Raw genomic sequence first — 14098 nt, forward strand, 5'->3', positions numbered from 1 at the left:
CAGGTGGGGCTTGGATTTTTGCGCTTTGAAGGAGGTTGCGCGCCGCCATGTGCCGGATGCGGGCCGCGACGAAGCTGAGAGGAGGAGCCATGAGTCATTGGAAGCAGGCGCGTTGGCCGTTCGTGGTCTTCGTGCTCATTGAAGTGGTCATTTTCGGATCGGGCAGCGCTGTGACGAAGTTCGCCTACGACTCCATCACGCCTCTGTGGTGCCTGGCCGCTCGCTTCGGCTTGGCCACGGCGGTGTTCGCCCTCTTCTTCGGGCGCCGCATCGTCGCGCGGCTTCGCAACGTGAAGGTGCGGTTGTGGCTGCCCCAGGCGCTGTGCATGGGCATTTCGTATCTGTGCTGCAACGTGGCGCTCGACCTTACCACCGCCACCAACGTGGGATTCCTCGTGGCGCTGCCGGTGGTGTTCGCGCCTCTGCTCTCGACGGTGGTGGAGCGCTCCCGCTACCCGCGCGCCATCATTCCCTTTCAGGTGGGAGTAGCCGGCGGCCTGTACCTTCTGTGCAGCCAGGGCGGCAGTCTCGCCGTGGGGCCGGGCGAGCTTCTGGCTTTAGGGTCGTCGGTGGCGCTGGCCGGCGCGCTCGTGTTCGGCAAGCAGGCGCTGGCCGAGCTTGACGCTGTGACCGTGGCCGGCACGCAGATCGCCGTGGCCTTCGCGCTGTGCCTGGGGTGCGCTCTGGCATGGGAGCCGATGCTGGACGTGGCCGCCGTGCGGCCGGTGGCCTGGGGCATCATCGTGTTCTTGGCGCTGTTCTCCACCTGCCTGGCGTTCTTCCTGCAGAGCTTGGCGCTCGACCGCCTCTCTTCCACGACGGTGTCGCTGCTGCTGACGGGCGAGCCGGTGTTCACGGCCCTGTTCGCCTACCTGTTCCTGGGGGAGACGCTTTCGGCGATGGGGCTTCTGGGTGCCGCGGTCATCGTGGGCACGGTGGTGGCCGCCACCTGGGCCGACGGACGCACGGGCGCTCCCGCAGCTCCGGCTGCTCCCGTCGTCGTTTCCCGTCGAGCCGTGCCGCGCCCGAGATTGCTCGTGTCGAAGCGCCGCGACGACAGGATGGCGGCTTAGGCTACTCCGCCACGATGACGCCGAGGCGGCGGGCTAAGGCTGCGGCCTGATAGACGTTCATCTTCGTGCCGTAGATTTCCGCCATGGTGTCGGAGAGCGCCACGCCCTCCAGCTGACAGGTGGAGAAATCGAGCCCGAGCAGGGGCGTGCGGAAGAAGCTCGTGCCGATGAAGCGGTCGTCGTCCAGCGTCACGTAGTGCAGCTCCATCTCGGCCATGTCGGCACCGGAGAAATCGCAGCGCGTGGCCGATACGGCCCAGAAACGGCAACGGTTGAAGGCGCCGAAGTCCAGCGTGCAGTCTTCAAGGGCCACGTGCTCCAGGTTCGCTTCCATAAACGACGCGCCTGTGAGCTTGCAGTTCTTGAAGGTGCAGCGGGTGAATCCGGCGCTATCGAAGTAGCTGTTGGCGAAGTCGCATCCCTCGAATACCGTATCGGTAAACAGCGAGCCGGAAAAGTCGCAGCAGGAGAGGAAGCAATTCGCGAACCGGGCGTGGGCCGCCTGCAGCTCCGAGAAATTCTCGTCGGCGATGATGAGGCCGCTCGCGTCGATGGCCTCCAGCGGTTCCTCTGCCCCGCCGCGCAGATCGTCGGCCTCCAGGGCGCGCAGCTCTTCCGGAATGGTCGGCAGCGACAGGGTGCGCTGGGCGGCGGCCGCCTCGTAGGCGGTTTGGACGGGATCGGGAATAGCGGCCACGGGGGTCCTTTCTTCGACATGGCGATGGTGGTGCGTGAGGGCCATGCTGCTGGTGCGAGCAGCGATCCCTTGACGCTCCGGCCATTGTACTACGTCTACGAAGAGGAGGGCGAGGCGTGGCCGCGGCGTTGCCCTCGGCGAGAGCCTTTGCGGTTCGAAAGCATGAGGCCGGCGATGGTGAGGGCGACGCCGCCGACGATGGGAGGCGTCATCGGCTCGCCGAGCACGAGGGCTGAGGCGGCGCCCGTGAGCGCCGGTACCAGGTAGATGTAGGTGCTCGTGACGACGGCGCCGAGATGCTTCACGGCGAAGTTCCAGGTGGCGAAGCAGGCAGCTGAGGCGCCGAGCCCCAAGAAGAGCAGGTTCGCAACGACGAGGGGGTCGACCAGGCCCAGTGCGGGGAAGGCCCCTGCAAAGGGAACGGCCGGCATCATGAACAAAAGGCCCCACGCGAAGATGCGCTTGGTGGCGGCCAGCGTTTCGTAGCCCGCGTCGGCGATGCGATCGACGAGGGTGGAGTAGACCGACCACACGAGGGCGGCGACGAAGGTGGTGCTCCAAACGAGGATGGTGAACAGGGCGAGCGCGTGCGCTTTCATGGGCGCACCTGCTCTGGCGACGAAGCAAGCGCGTCCGCAGGATCGGCTCCGGCGATGGCGCGCTGGTAGAAGCCGGGCGTCATGCCGAGACGCTCCTTGAAGGCGCGGGTCAGATGAGCCTGGTCGGAGAAGCCTGCCGCCCAGGCGGCGTCGGCGCAGCTGGCCCCGGCGGCGAGCGCCTCGCGGGCCGCTTCCACCCGCAGCGAGGCAAGGTAGCGCATGGGCGTGAGGCCGAAAGCGGCGGTGAACGACCGCAGGGCGCGGTACTTGTCCAGGCCGGCCGCAGCGCACGGTCTCGTGATGTCGGGATGAGCGGGGCTGTTGGGTATGTGGGGCGCGGGGCATTTCCATAACAGGGAGAGATGATAGCCATTTGCCCGTAGATTTCTTGCATGAAATTGCAGCGGCGCACCATGCGGTCTTGCGGACGATGAGGGCGCCGGGGAACGTCGCGGGCGGTGGGGAGCGGATGACGCTGCGACCTACCGCCACCAGGCGATGGCGATCTGGGTACGGTTTCTCAGGCCGCACTTCTGCAGGATGGCCGAGATGTGGTTGCGCACGGTGCCCTCGGACAGGTACAGCGCCTGCGCGATCTCGCGGTTGTCGAGCCCCTCGGCGATGAGCTCGGCGATATCGCGCTCGCGCTGTGTGAGCCCCTCGGCGAAGGCGGGGGCGGCCTGGCTGTTATCGGGGTGCGACAGAGAGTCGTCGAAGGCGGCTCCGGCGCCGTTCGCTGGCCGTTGCCCGATGAGCGCACTCACGCGGTCGGTGACATCGGATCCCAGGACAATTTGGCCTTCCATGACGGAATGCAGCGCTTCGGCCAGACCACGAGCTTCCTGCTTGATGAGGTAGCCGCGGGCCCCGATCGCCAGCGCGCGCACGATGTAGTCGTCGTCGGCGAAGGTGGTGAGGAAAACGATGCGCGCCTTCGGGTGGGCGGCGAGGATGGCCTCGCCGGCGGCCAGACCCGACAGATCGGGCATGCGGATGTCGAGGAGCATGATGTCGGGGTGGTGCTCGTTGAAAAGCGCCGCCGCCTCGGCCCCCTTCGTGCCGAGGCCCGCCACGCGCACGCTACCGCGCGCCTCCAGTATCGTGCGCAGCGATTGGGCCACGAACTCGTCGTCGTCCACGATGACGACGGAGAGGGGAGATGGGGCGCTCATGGGCGAACCTCCTGGGTTTTGGGGAAGGTGGCGAAGACGCGGGAGCCGGTGCGCGGTGGGGGCAACGGTTCGAACGAGAAGGTGCCGCCCAAGGCCGTCGCGCGCTCTTCCATCGAGGCGAGACCGAGGCCGCCCTCGCCAACCAGGTTCGCCGCGCGCCCGTTGTCCTCGATGGCGAGCTGATAGAAGCCGGGGAACTCGAGGAGGGAGACGGCGACGCTCGTGGCGCGCCCGTGCGTGCGGGCGTTCGCGAGCGCCTCGCGCACGATAGCCACGACGGCAAGGGCGACAGGGCGCGGAAGGCTTTCGGCCTCGAAGGCGAGCGTGCCGGCAATTCCCGGGAATTCCCCGATCAGCTCGGCCAAGGTGGTCTGTGGATCGAAGGCCTCGTCGTGCAGGTCGTGCACGCTGGCCCGCACGGTGCCGAGGGCCTCGTGGAGGGTGGCGCCGACCGCCGCCAGCTCTTTGGCGAGCGCCGGATCGTCCTCGTGCGTGACGGCGAGCGCCTCCATTTGCAGCACCGAGCGGGTGAGCAGGTGGCCGACGTTGTCGTGGATCTCCCGCGCGATGCGGGCTCGCTCGGCCAGCACCGCGCAGCTCACTTCCAAATCTTGCCGCTCGGCGAGGTCGCGAGTGCGCTCGGCCAGGGCGAGGCGGTCTTCCTGCACGGCGTCGCGCCATTGGCGGAGCGAGGCGCGCTCGGTTTGAACTTTGGTCGTGCGCCGGGCGGCCAGGCAGGCGAGCGCTCCCAGCAGAAGGGCGGCTGCCGCCAGCGCGCCGCTTCCGGACACTGCGGCGCCCAGGAGGGCCGCGGGCCATAGAAAGCGCAGGGGGCCGAGGTTCTGCGCCACGGCGGCGTAGGCCAGAAGCGGCACGAAGGCGGCGAGGGCCGGCGCGGCAAGTGCGGCGATGAGGTAGGCGGCGGCGATGACGGGACGTGCGACGCGGATGAAGCGCGCGGCGCGGACGGGGCTTGCGGCGCTGGCAGGGGCCTGGCGCTGCGCACCGCCTTCGCCGCGATCGAGCAGTTCGAGCGCGCCCGTGGCGATGAGGGTGAGAAGCGGCGCCGCTACGGCTGCGGGGGCAGCGGGAGCGAGCAGAAGGAGGGGAAGCCCCAGCCCGAAGAGAACGATCTCGTCAACAATTCTGTCCATGGGGCCATTATAAGGCGCACGTTCGCGAAGCAAGGGGCACGTCGACATTCGTGACATTTGGCACTTCTGCGGCGCGGCGGTTCTTGGAATAATGGGGCCATGACCGATAGGGGAAGGAGCGCTCATGGACGGCGAGCTTACGAACGGCAGCGCGCGGACCGGCGCGCTGAGGATCGATGGCACGCAGGATGGCGCGCAGGGCGACTGCGCGAGAGACGATAGCGCACGGGCCGGCGCTATGTCGGCGCCCATCGTCGAGGTGCGCAACTTGGTGAAGCGCTACGGAGACGTGGTGGCGCTCGACCACTTCGATTTGCGCATCGAGCCCGGCGAGATCTTCGGGCTTTTGGGCCCGAACGGTTCGGGCAAGACGACGGCCATCAATTGCATATTGCAGCTGCTCACCTTCGACAAGGGCGACATCTGCCTGTTCGGCGAGCCCATGACGCCCACGCGCTACGACCTGAAGCGCAAGATCGGCGTGGTGCCGCAGAACGTGGCGCTGTTCGAAGAGCTCACGGTGCGGGAGAACATCGACTTCTTCTGTGCCCTGTACGTGGACGATCGGCGCGAGCGGGCGCGGCTCGTGGACGAGGCCATCGCGTTCGTGGGCCTCGAGGACTACGTGAAGTTCCGCCCGCGCAAGCTCTCCGGCGGCCTTCTGCGGCGGCTCAACATCGCCTGCGGCATCGCCCACAGGCCCCGGCTCGCCTTCTTCGACGAGCCGACGGTGGCGGTGGATCCGCAGAGCCGCAACGCCATTCTGGAGGGCATCCGCCGCATGAACGCGCAGGGCTGCACCGTGGTGTACACGAGCCACTATATGGAAGAGGTGGAGGAGATCTGCTCGCGCATCATGATCATGGATCGCGGCCGGTCGGTGGCCGTGGGCACCAATGTCGAGCTGAAGGCCCTAGTGGGGGCCGGCGAGCGCATCATCGTGGAGGTGGCGGCGCTTGGTGATGCCGTGCGCGGGCGCCTGGCCTCGCTGCCCCATGTGCGGCGCGTGACCTACACCGAGCCGGAGCTGGTCGTGCAGTGCGAGCAGGGCGGCCACAACGTGGGCGACGTGCTGGGCGTGCTTGCGGACGCGGGGTGCGCCGTGGGCCGCGTCTATGCCGAGCCGCCCACCTTAAACGATGTGTTCCTCGAGATCACCGGTAAAGAGCTGAGGGATTAGGAGCGGGCTATGGGCACGTTGTTCGCAAGCACGTTGCGGGCGCTCGTTCGCGAGAAGAGCCTGTTCATCTGGTCTTTGGCCTTCCCCATCCTCATGGCGACCATCTTCATGTTCATGTTCGCGAACTTGGACGGCGCCATGGAGTTCGACCCCGTGCCCACCGGCGTGGTGGCCGATGAGGCGTGGGACACGTCGCCGTTTTCGGCGGTGGCGGAGGCGCTGGGGGAAAGGGGCGACGATCAGTTGCTGGACGTGTGCCGCTTCGCCGATGGGGAGGCGGCCGCATCGGCCCTCGTCGACGGCGAGGTGATGGGGGTGTTCTCCGTCGACGAGGACGGCGAGCCGGTGCTGTCCCTGGCGCCGGGGCTGCAGATCGGCCAGACGACAGATATGGATGCTATCGATCGCAGCATCCTGGAATCGGTGGTGGGCACCTACGTGCGCGACGCCGACCTGATGACATCCATCGCCCGCGAGAACCCCGGGGCCTTCGCCGATCCGGGCCGTCTGGAGGCGCTGTTCTCGAGCGTCGATGCGACTGAGGAGGTCTCGCTCACCCACGCCGCGCCCAAGGAGTCGGTGCGCTTCTACTACGCGCTGTTCGCCATGGCGGCCCTGTTCGGCGCCCAGATCGCCGTGGTGGCCGTCTGCTGGACCCAGCCGAACCTCTCGCCGTTGGGCGCGCGGCGGGCGTTGGGGGCCATCGGGCGCACGCGCACGCTTCTGGCGACGCTTCTGGCCTGCTGGCTGCTGTCGTTCTGCTGCCTGCTCATCGCGTTTCTGTACACGCGTCTTGTCGTGGGGGTCGACTTCGCCGGCCGCGAGGGCCTGTGCGTGGCGGGACTGGGCGCCGCATCGCTGCTCGCCTGCGCCCTGGGCACGGCGCTCGGGTCACTCCCCAAGTTGGATGTGGGATCGAAGACGGGCATTCTCACCGGGGTGGTGTGCCTGCTCTCGCTGTTCACGGGGCTCTACGGCGAGCCCTGCATGGAGCTGGCCGACATGGTCTCGCGGGAATTCCCCGTGCTGGCCTCGCTGAACCCGGCGAAGGCCATCTGCGACATGTTCTACAGCCTGTACTACTACGACGGGCTGGAGGTGTTCGCGGGGAACGTGGCGCTCATCGGCCTGTTCTCGGCCGCGCTGTTCGCCGTAGGGGCCCTGTTCGTGAGGAGGCAGCGCTATGCAAGCCTGTAGATATGCCTTGGAAGTGGTGGCGAAGCATCCCATCTATCTGCTGGTGTACGTGGGCTTTTTGAGCCTCATGGGCCTGTTTATCACCAGCGGCGTGTACCCGCCGGCGACAAGTGCGGGCTACGAGTCGGCCGAGGTGCCCTTCGCGGTGATCGATCGGGATCAAAGCGACTTATCGCGCTCGGTGGCGGCGTTTCTCGAAGAGCGGGGAACGTCGGTCGAGGTGGCCGATGAGGCGCGGGCCTGCCAGGATGCCGTGGCCACGGGCTTGGTGGACTATCTGCTCATCGTGCCCGCCGGGTTCGAGGAGGGCTATCTGGCGGCGGCCCGCGACGGCGGCGACGGCCCGCGCCTTGAGACGGTGTTCAGCTTCCAATCGATGGCGGCCACGCTGGTTGATACCCAGGTGAACCAGTATCTGGGGCTGGTGCGGGCCGCGGCGGTGCTCGAGCCGGACTCCTCGCCGGAGGTGCTGGTGGCCCAGGCCGAGGCCTCCGCGCAGAAGGAGCCGCGCATCGAGGAGGTTTCCGTCCCGGGCGTGGCGGTGGGGAGCGAGGCCTTCGTATTCTATCTTATGTGGAGCGCCTACCCGCTCACGGTGGCCGTGGTGGTGTCGGTGGGCATTCTCATGGGGGCCTTCAACCGCACCGACGTGCGGCGGCGCGTTGCCGTCTCCTCCACCTCGGGCTTGGGTCTGGGGCTGCAGAAGGCGGCGGCGGGGCTCGTCGTGGCGCTTCTCGTGTGGGCCGTTATCATGGGCATCGGCCTTGTCGCATTCGGCTATTCCGCATTCACCCTCGCACCGGCCGATCTTGCCTGCGTGCTGGCGGTGGAGCTCGTGTTCGTGCTCATCCCGCTGGCCATCGCGTTTCTGCTGGGGCAGCTGGGCTGCGGCGAGAGTGTGTCGAACACCGTGGGCAACATCACCGGCATGGTGCTGACGTTTCTAGGCGGTACGTGGATCAGCCTGGATCTTATGCCCGAGGCGGTGCGCGTCGTGGCCACCTTCACGCCGGTGTACTGGCTCGGCGAGGGCCTGCGCGCGGCGGTGGGCGATGCGACGGGGTCGGCGGCGGAAGGCGTCGCGCTTGCGGTCGACGTGCTCTTGCTGTTCGCGGCGGCCATCTTCGTTACGGCGCTCGTGGCGGGCCGGATGCGCGCGACCAGCGACGACGCCGGCGGCAATGCCGCGGCCGCTGTGCCGAGGTAGCGCCGTGGGCGCCGTGCCGGGATCGCGCCGCACGCTGCGCCGTGGGCGCTGTGCCGCGAGGTACGTGGGATGCGCTATCGTCTCGGCGCCCTGCTTTCCATTTGCTCCGGCGGGGAACTTGTGGCACAATACGGACTCGCGCATTTAGGCGCGTAATATGTTCGGTCGCGTGGCGCAGCGGGAGCGCAGGTGCCTTACAAGCACAAGGTCGGGGGTTCAAATCCCTCCGCGACCACCATGAATTGAAGCAGAAAGCCCCAGGTTGCCTGGGGCTTTCTTGTTTACCCTGGCATTTCCCTTCGCCCTTGGGACGCCAGTGCGGTCGAGGATGCGACTCCATGACGGTCGGCGCGAGGAACGAAACGGGACATTCCCGCGTCATTTTTACGGTCGTGATCTTGCATGATGTCATCGTTTCCGAAAGTCAGGAGAAGCGATGGCAATCAACAAGACGAAATGGGGTGCTCTGGCCTGCGGGCTGTGCTGCGCGTTGTGCGTGGCCCTCTACTTGGCCAGCGTGCGCGGGGAGGTGGACGCGGCCCGAGCCGAGGCGCTTGAGCGCTATGGGGGCGATCAGGTGGAAGTGTGCGTGGCCAAGCGCGACTTGGCGGCGGGCGAGGTGGTGGACGCCTCGGCCGTCGTCACGAAGATGTGGGTGGCCGATCTTCTGCCCGACACTGCCGTGACTGATTCCTCCCAAATCATCGGTAAACGTCTGGGTTCGAACGTCATCAAGGGAGAAGTCCTCTGCTCCCGGCGCACCGAGATGTCCGACTCCGAACTGGCGGTGCCGGCGGGCATGGCCGCCATCAGCGTGCCGGCGCGGCCCGTGCAGGCCGTGGGCGGTTCGGTGGAGCCGGGTATGGAAGTGGACGTGTACGCCACGGGCCCCGTGTCCACGACCAAGCTGGTGGGCGGCGCTCTGATTCTGGCCACGAGCGCTGCGTCCGAATCGGGGGCGACGGCGGAGTGGGTCACGCTGGCCGTCGAGCCCGAGCGGGTGCAGGAGGTTGTGGCGGCGGCGCAGAACTTGGAACTTTATTTCGCGCTGCCGGCTTTGGGTGGCAGCACGCCATCGGACGGTTCGACGGGAGAGGGGGTTCGCGATTCGGCGCCCCAGGGGCAGGAGGCGGCAGAGCCGTCGGCTTCGGCGGAGGCGCCTTTGGAGGGCCCCGCTGCCGAGACGCCTCCCGCTTCTGGGCAACCAGCGGCGCCTGAGAATGGGGCGATGGGGGAAGGAGCGAACCTATGACGAAGCGCAAGCGTTACTTGCTCTGCGGCCACGGCGAGAGTCTGCCGATGGCGGAAGACGGCACAACCTCGCTTTCTTCGGTGCTGGAGGAGCTGGCTGTGGAAGTGTGCGCCGAGGCGGTCTCAGCTCGGCGGTGCGTCAACGAGGAGCATTTCGATTTCGTGTGGGTGTCGTGCTGTGAAGGGGCGGAGCCCATCAATCTCGCGGCGGCTTGCAAGCGCGACAGCCCGCAGACGGCCGTCTATCTTGTGACGGCGGATCGCACGGGATCGGTGGCCTCCCGGGCTCAGGCCGCCGAGCTGGACGGCATCGTGTCCCCCGCGGAGCTGGGGGAGTATTTGCTGAAAGAAGCTGCGCGCAACATCGATGGCGACAGGGGCGATGGGGAATCCGTCGCGCTGGCGCTACCCGACTCCGAAGGCGTCCGACAAGCTCTCACGACGGCAAAAACGCAGGAAGAGAATCGCGCGGGCTTTCTGCTGACGGTGGTGAGCGGGAGCGGTGGTGCGGGTAAGAGCACGGTGGCGACCCTTGCGGCCCTTCTCGGGGCTCGGCGCGGCCTGCGCACGGCGCTGCTCGACGCTGATCTGCAGTTTGGGGATCTCGCGGCCCTGATGGGAGACGCTCCGTCGGTGCCGGTTGAAGAAGTTGCGAGAACGGGAGCAGTGCCCGATGAGCTGAGTGGGGCGCCGCTGGTGCTCGTCAGCGCTCCGCGCGCCCTGGAGCGCTCGGAGGTCGTAGCGGCCTCCATGGGATCGGTCGTCGACGTCCTCGTCGCCTCCTTCGATTTCGTGATCGCGAACACGGGAGGCGGCTGGGACGACGTGCATCTCCTTCTGCTGGAACGGGCTGCCGCCTCCCTGTTCCTCGTCGACCAGCGCGCCTCCTCGGTACGTGCCTGCCGCCATGCCCTCGATTTGTGCCTGCGCTGCGGCATTGCAACGGGATCGTTTCTGCTCGCCGTGAACCGCTGCACGCGTCATGCGCCCTTCACGTCCATCGACGTGTCCAGTGCGTTGGATGGGGCCCATGTAGCGGAGCTGGCCGACGGCGGTCGCGAAGTGGAGGAGCTGCTCGGCGCGGGCATGGCGCAGAGCCTGGTAGAGGCTTCGAGCCCTTTGTGCATAAGCATCGAGGGTGTTCTCGACGAGCTGCTGCCCTTGGCTTCTCGTCCTGCAAGTGCGGGGGTGCAGGCTCCTCTCGCCCGCATCGGCTTGGCGCCCAAGGCAGACGCGGGGTTGCGGGGCAAACAGCGCAAACGCAAGGGTCGCGCGAGCCGTCGCGAGGCCGCCTTGGCCAAGGGCGCATCGTAAGGAGGTGAGGAAATGTCTCTTCTGGAATGGGTTCGCGTGGCGGAAGACGCCCGCGATCAGCAAGACGATGAGCGCGTGGCAACGGGGCTCGAGTCCTTGCGGATGGCCGTGGGCGAGCTGGTTCCCCTGGATAGGGTCGCGCTCATCGCCGTCGACAGCCCGGAGCGGGCGCGCAACGAGATCCGGGCCGCCTGCCGGAGGCTCTCGACGCGAGATCCGTGGAAGGCGCTTGCGCCCGCGGTGTTCCGCGACTTGGTGGAGGGCCTGATCAGCACGGTGTTCGGGCTCGGGCCGCTGGAGGATCTGATTGCCGACGAGACGGTGACTGAGATCATGGTCAACGGAACGGACAGCGTGTACATAGAGCGCGACGGCCGCCTGTCCCGAGCGAGCGTGAGCTTCGAGAGCGACGAGCAGGTGCGGGCGCTCATCGATCGCATTTTAGGCCCTTTGGGCCGGCGGGTCGACGAATCGTCGCCCATGGCCAGCGCCCGCTTGCCCCAGGGCCATCGCGTCAACGCGGTGCTGCCGCCGCTCTCCCTCAATGGGCCGCTGCTCACCATTCGCGCCTTCACGCGGCGCGTCATGACGCTGGCCGAGCTGAAAGCGAGAGGTTCGTTCGACGAGACGGTAGAGCAGTTTCTCATTTGGGCTGTGGGGTCGCGCCGTTCCATTGCGGTTTCCGGTGGCACGGGCAGCGGCAAGACGACGCTCTTGAACGCCCTTTCCTGCCATATCTCCCACGAGGAGCGCGTCATCACCATCGAGGATGCCGCCGAATTGAAGTTCGACGAGCACCCCCACGTGGTGCGCTTGGAAGCCCGGGCGCCCAACGCCGAAGGCACCGGCGAGGTGACCATACGGGAGTTGGTGGTGAACGCCCTGCGCATGAGGCCCGATCGCATCATCGTGGGCGAATGCCGCTCCGACGAGGCCATCGACATGCTGCAGGCCATGAACACGGGCCACGACGGATCGCTGACGACGCTGCATGCCAACGCCCCGCGCGAGGCGGTGGAGCGCCTGGTGACCATGGTGCGGTTCGCCGTGGAGCTGCCTCCCGATGCCATCGAGGCGCAGATCGGCAACGCTTTAGATCTGATCGTGCAGACGGCGCGCCGTCCTGGGGGCGCCCGCTGCATCTCCGAGATCGCCGAGGTGTCCTTCGACCACGGGCGCCGCCGCTGCGTCGTTCGCACGCTGTACCGGTGGGAAGTGGGCCAGGAAGCGGGCTTTTGGCTGGACTATCCGCAGTGGGTCGACCGGCTGGCTCCCATGGGCCTGGCGGACAGACGGGAGGTGAAGACATGGATGCGGTCGTTGGACTTGCGGCAGTCGGCGTAGTCTCGTCGGGGGCGGCGGGGTATCTGGTCGCGCGGCTTGCGACGATCCGGCACGAGCGCCTTCGCCGTACCTGGGCCCTTGCGGCCGAAGGTGGTCGGGGAGCCGCCCACCCCGGGCTTGCTTGGCGCTTGCGCCACGGGGTGTCGGGCTTGCGGCCGGTCGCCGAGGCGCTCCTGCGCCGCGAGCCGGTGCGGCGCTATGTCCTGTGGGCGCGGATGGCCTTGGAGCAGCGGGGCTATGCCTCGACGTCCGACGCCTTGCTCTCGCTGGTTCTGGGCGTTTGCCTTGCCTTGCTTGTCGCCTGCTGGGTGGTGGCCGCATCGCCGGTATTCGGGGCGGCGGTGGCGGGGTGCGCCCTGGTGGCGCTCTGCGCTGCGGTGAAGAGCGATGCAGAACGGCGCGAGGCCGCCTTGAGAGACGAGATTCCCGATGCGCTGCGCTCGTTGGGCGTGTGCTTTCGGGCGGGGCTCTCCCTCATGCAGACGCTGGAACAGACGGGCTCGGAGATGAAGGGTCCTTTGGGCGAGTTGTTCCTCTCGGCGGCCCTGGTGCTTCAGACGGGGGGCACGGCCTCGGAGGCACTGGCGCTGTTTCGTCAGCGGACCGATGTGCCGGAACTCGCTTTCGTGGCCGTTGCCCTGGACGTGCAGCATCAGAGCGGCGGCAGTCTTGCGGCGGTGCTCGATGCGGCCCGGGAGTCGGTGGAAAGCGAGATCGACCTCGCTCGCTCTCTCAAGGTGCAGACGGCCCAGGCCCAGCTGTCGGCGCGCATCGTCACGGCGATGCCGTTCGTGCTTATCGCCCTGTTCTCGCTTATGAGCCCCGGTTTCCTCTCGCCGTTCTTCGAGAGCATGGCGGGTATGGCTCTTCTGGCGGCGGCTCTGGTCATGCAGGTGGCCGGCGTCGTCTTGGTGCATCGGATGCTGGACGCGGGCGGGAGGCGGTCGTGATGGATGTAAGTTGGGCGCAGGGAGCGGCGGCGGTCGTTGCGGTCGGCTCGGCGGCGCTGCTCGGAGGTATGGCCTCGCGCATCGTCGGGGCATGGCGGCGTCGCATCCGTCATCGCGCGGCGGTGGTGGAAGGGTCGTCCGCGCTCCAGGCCGGCCGTGCCGCAGCGGTCGGGGAAGAAGGAGTGGATGCGCGGATAGTCGCCTATGCGGTGGAGCTGTCCCAGCGGGCCCGAAGTCCGCTGTTCCGCTTCCTGTCGCCGTCGTCTCTACGGGAGCGGCCCTTGCCTGACCGTCGCTTGGCCGCAGCCGGTCTTGGCGGCGCGCTGTCGCCTGCGGGCTATGGGGAGGCGCGAGTGCGCCTGATGCTCGGCGGCGCGGTTCTCGGCGGTGCAGTGGGGCTGACGGCGACGACCGAGCTGGCGGTTCTGCTCGCTGTCATCGGCGCCGCCGCCGGGTGGAGGGCGTTGCCCTGGGCGGTGAAGCGGCGAAGTTGCCGGCGAGCCGAGGCCATGGAATGCGACTTGTCCGAGATGCTCGACGTGGTGGCGCTCGGCATGCGCAGCGGAATGTCCTTCGACCGCAGCCTCGATTTGTACACCGGGTATTTCCGCACGCAGTTGGCCGATGCGTTCCGAAGCGCCCAGCGCCAATGGGCCTGCGGCCTGGCATCGCGGCCGGAGGCGCTGCGCGAGGTGGCCGACTCCTACGCCTCCCCGCTGCTCGCCCGGGTGATCGAGAACATTGTGCGCTCCCTGCGCTTCGGCGCGACTATGGCCGACAACTTGGAGGACGCGGCGCGGGAGGCTCGCAGCGGATACAAGGCGCGTCGCCAGGAGGCGGTGGCGAAGGCGCCGGTGAAGATGATGGTTCCCACCGGCGTGCTCATCCTGCCCGCCATGCTCATGCTCGTGCTGGGGCCGGTGCTCCTGGAATTGGCGGGGGGCTTTTGAAGATGAAACG

At 67.6% G+C, this 14098-nt stretch carries 14 protein-coding genes and 1 tRNA gene; 10 read left to right on the forward strand and 5 right to left on the reverse strand.

What is annotated here, in order from left to right:
- Window positions 1-89 precede the first annotated feature (89 nt).
- Window positions 90-1073, forward strand: coding sequence for a DMT family transporter (locus ACW4QM_RS03955; protein WP_114548851.1), 984 nt, complete (start codon window positions 90-92; stop codon window positions 1071-1073).
- A gap of 1 nt (window position 1074) precedes the next feature.
- Here the strand turns inward: ACW4QM_RS03955 and ACW4QM_RS03960 are convergent, their stop codons facing one another.
- From ACW4QM_RS03960 to ACW4QM_RS03980, 5 genes are all read right to left on the reverse strand, one after another.
- Window positions 1075-1770, reverse strand: coding sequence for a pentapeptide repeat-containing protein (locus ACW4QM_RS03960; protein WP_181815537.1), 696 nt, complete (start codon window positions 1768-1770; stop codon window positions 1075-1077).
- 95 nt (window positions 1771-1865) lie between these two features.
- Window positions 1866-2369, reverse strand: a complete 504-nt coding sequence (locus ACW4QM_RS03965; protein ID WP_157012423.1) for a DMT family transporter — start codon at window positions 2367-2369, stop codon at window positions 1866-1868.
- Window positions 2366-2773: a helix-turn-helix domain-containing protein gene (locus tag ACW4QM_RS03970; RefSeq protein WP_114548848.1), complete on the reverse strand. Its 408-nt coding sequence runs from the start codon at window positions 2771-2773 to the stop codon at window positions 2366-2368. The genes ACW4QM_RS03965 and ACW4QM_RS03970 overlap by 4 nt, the downstream gene beginning before the upstream one ends.
- Window positions 2774-2851: 78 nt before the next feature.
- Window positions 2852-3541, reverse strand: coding sequence for a response regulator (locus tag ACW4QM_RS03975; protein WP_114548847.1), 690 nt, complete (start codon window positions 3539-3541; stop codon window positions 2852-2854).
- Window positions 3538-4695, reverse strand: a complete 1158-nt coding sequence (locus ACW4QM_RS03980; protein ID WP_114548846.1) for a sensor histidine kinase — start codon at window positions 4693-4695, stop codon at window positions 3538-3540. Before ACW4QM_RS03980 ends, ACW4QM_RS03975 begins: the two co-directional genes overlap by 4 nt.
- 124 nt (window positions 4696-4819) lie before the next feature.
- On the opposite strand from ACW4QM_RS03980, the gene ACW4QM_RS03985 reads away from it, so the two are divergent.
- The 9 genes from ACW4QM_RS03985 to ACW4QM_RS04025 all read left to right on the forward strand — a co-directional run bounded on the left by ACW4QM_RS03985 (window position 4820) and on the right by ACW4QM_RS04025 (window position 14088).
- Complete coding sequence (locus tag ACW4QM_RS03985; RefSeq protein ID WP_347231199.1) at window positions 4820-5875, forward strand: ABC transporter ATP-binding protein; 1056 nt, start codon at window positions 4820-4822, stop codon at window positions 5873-5875.
- Between the two features lie 9 nt (window positions 5876-5884).
- Complete coding sequence (locus ACW4QM_RS03990; protein ID WP_114539470.1) at window positions 5885-7072, forward strand: ABC transporter permease; 1188 nt, start codon at window positions 5885-5887, stop codon at window positions 7070-7072.
- Window positions 7059-8279, forward strand: a complete 1221-nt coding sequence (locus ACW4QM_RS03995; RefSeq protein ID WP_114539469.1) for an ABC transporter permease — start codon at window positions 7059-7061, stop codon at window positions 8277-8279. The genes ACW4QM_RS03990 and ACW4QM_RS03995 overlap by 14 nt, the downstream gene beginning before the upstream one ends.
- A 163-nt stretch (window positions 8280-8442) precedes the next feature.
- A tRNA-Val gene (locus ACW4QM_RS04000) sits at window positions 8443-8517 on the forward strand.
- 198 nt (window positions 8518-8715) lie between these two features.
- Window positions 8716-9531, forward strand: coding sequence for a Flp pilus assembly protein CpaB (cpaB, locus tag ACW4QM_RS04005; RefSeq protein WP_114539468.1), 816 nt, complete (start codon window positions 8716-8718; stop codon window positions 9529-9531).
- Window positions 9528-10844, forward strand: coding sequence for an AAA family ATPase (locus ACW4QM_RS04010; RefSeq protein WP_114539467.1), 1317 nt, complete (start codon window positions 9528-9530; stop codon window positions 10842-10844). The genes cpaB and ACW4QM_RS04010 overlap by 4 nt, the downstream gene beginning before the upstream one ends.
- A 12-nt stretch (window positions 10845-10856) precedes the next feature.
- Entirely contained in the window at window positions 10857-12188 is a 1332-nt protein-coding gene (locus ACW4QM_RS04015; protein WP_114539466.1) for a CpaF family protein, read from the forward strand.
- A complete protein-coding gene (locus tag ACW4QM_RS04020) occupies window positions 12152-13138 on the forward strand; it encodes a type II secretion system F family protein (RefSeq protein ID WP_114539465.1) in 987 nt (328 codons plus the stop codon). Before ACW4QM_RS04015 ends, ACW4QM_RS04020 begins: the two co-directional genes overlap by 37 nt.
- The gene (locus ACW4QM_RS04025; protein WP_232325621.1) at window positions 13138-14088 is read left to right on the forward strand and encodes a type II secretion system F family protein; all 951 of its coding nucleotides are present in this window, start codon (window positions 13138-13140) and stop codon (window positions 14086-14088) included. Before ACW4QM_RS04020 ends, ACW4QM_RS04025 begins: the two co-directional genes overlap by 1 nt.
- Window positions 14089-14098 lie beyond the last annotated feature (10 nt).

It is taken from the genome of Adlercreutzia sp. CNCM I-6207, from assembly GCF_977072305.1.

Bases quoted from the DNA above. Each gene is read 5' to 3' on its own strand.
- ACW4QM_RS03955 (WP_114548851.1), top strand. From the start codon at position 90: ATGAGTCATTGGAAGCAGGCGCGTTGGCCGTTCGTGGTCTTCGTGCTC.
- ACW4QM_RS03965 (WP_157012423.1), bottom strand. From the start codon at position 2,369: ATGAAAGCGCACGCGCTCGCCCTGTTCACCATCCTCGTTTGGAGCACC.
- ACW4QM_RS03975 (WP_114548847.1), bottom strand. From the start codon at position 3,541: ATGAGCGCCCCATCTCCCCTCTCCGTCGTCATCGTGGACGACGACGAG.
- ACW4QM_RS03980 (WP_114548846.1), bottom strand. From the start codon at position 4,695: ATGGACAGAATTGTTGACGAGATCGTTCTCTTCGGGCTGGGGCTTCCC.
- ACW4QM_RS03985 (WP_347231199.1), top strand. From the start codon at position 4,820: ATGGACGGCGAGCTTACGAACGGCAGCGCGCGGACCGGCGCGCTGAGG.
- ACW4QM_RS03990 (WP_114539470.1), top strand. From the start codon at position 5,885: ATGGGCACGTTGTTCGCAAGCACGTTGCGGGCGCTCGTTCGCGAGAAG.
- ACW4QM_RS03995 (WP_114539469.1), top strand. From the start codon at position 7,059: ATGCAAGCCTGTAGATATGCCTTGGAAGTGGTGGCGAAGCATCCCATC.
- cpaB (WP_114539468.1), top strand. From the start codon at position 8,716: ATGGCAATCAACAAGACGAAATGGGGTGCTCTGGCCTGCGGGCTGTGC.
- ACW4QM_RS04010 (WP_114539467.1), top strand. From the start codon at position 9,528: ATGACGAAGCGCAAGCGTTACTTGCTCTGCGGCCACGGCGAGAGTCTG.
- ACW4QM_RS04015 (WP_114539466.1), top strand. From the start codon at position 10,857: ATGTCTCTTCTGGAATGGGTTCGCGTGGCGGAAGACGCCCGCGATCAG.
- ACW4QM_RS04020 (WP_114539465.1), top strand. From the start codon at position 12,152: ATGGATGCGGTCGTTGGACTTGCGGCAGTCGGCGTAGTCTCGTCGGGG.
- ACW4QM_RS04025 (WP_232325621.1), top strand. From the start codon at position 13,138: ATGGATGTAAGTTGGGCGCAGGGAGCGGCGGCGGTCGTTGCGGTCGGC.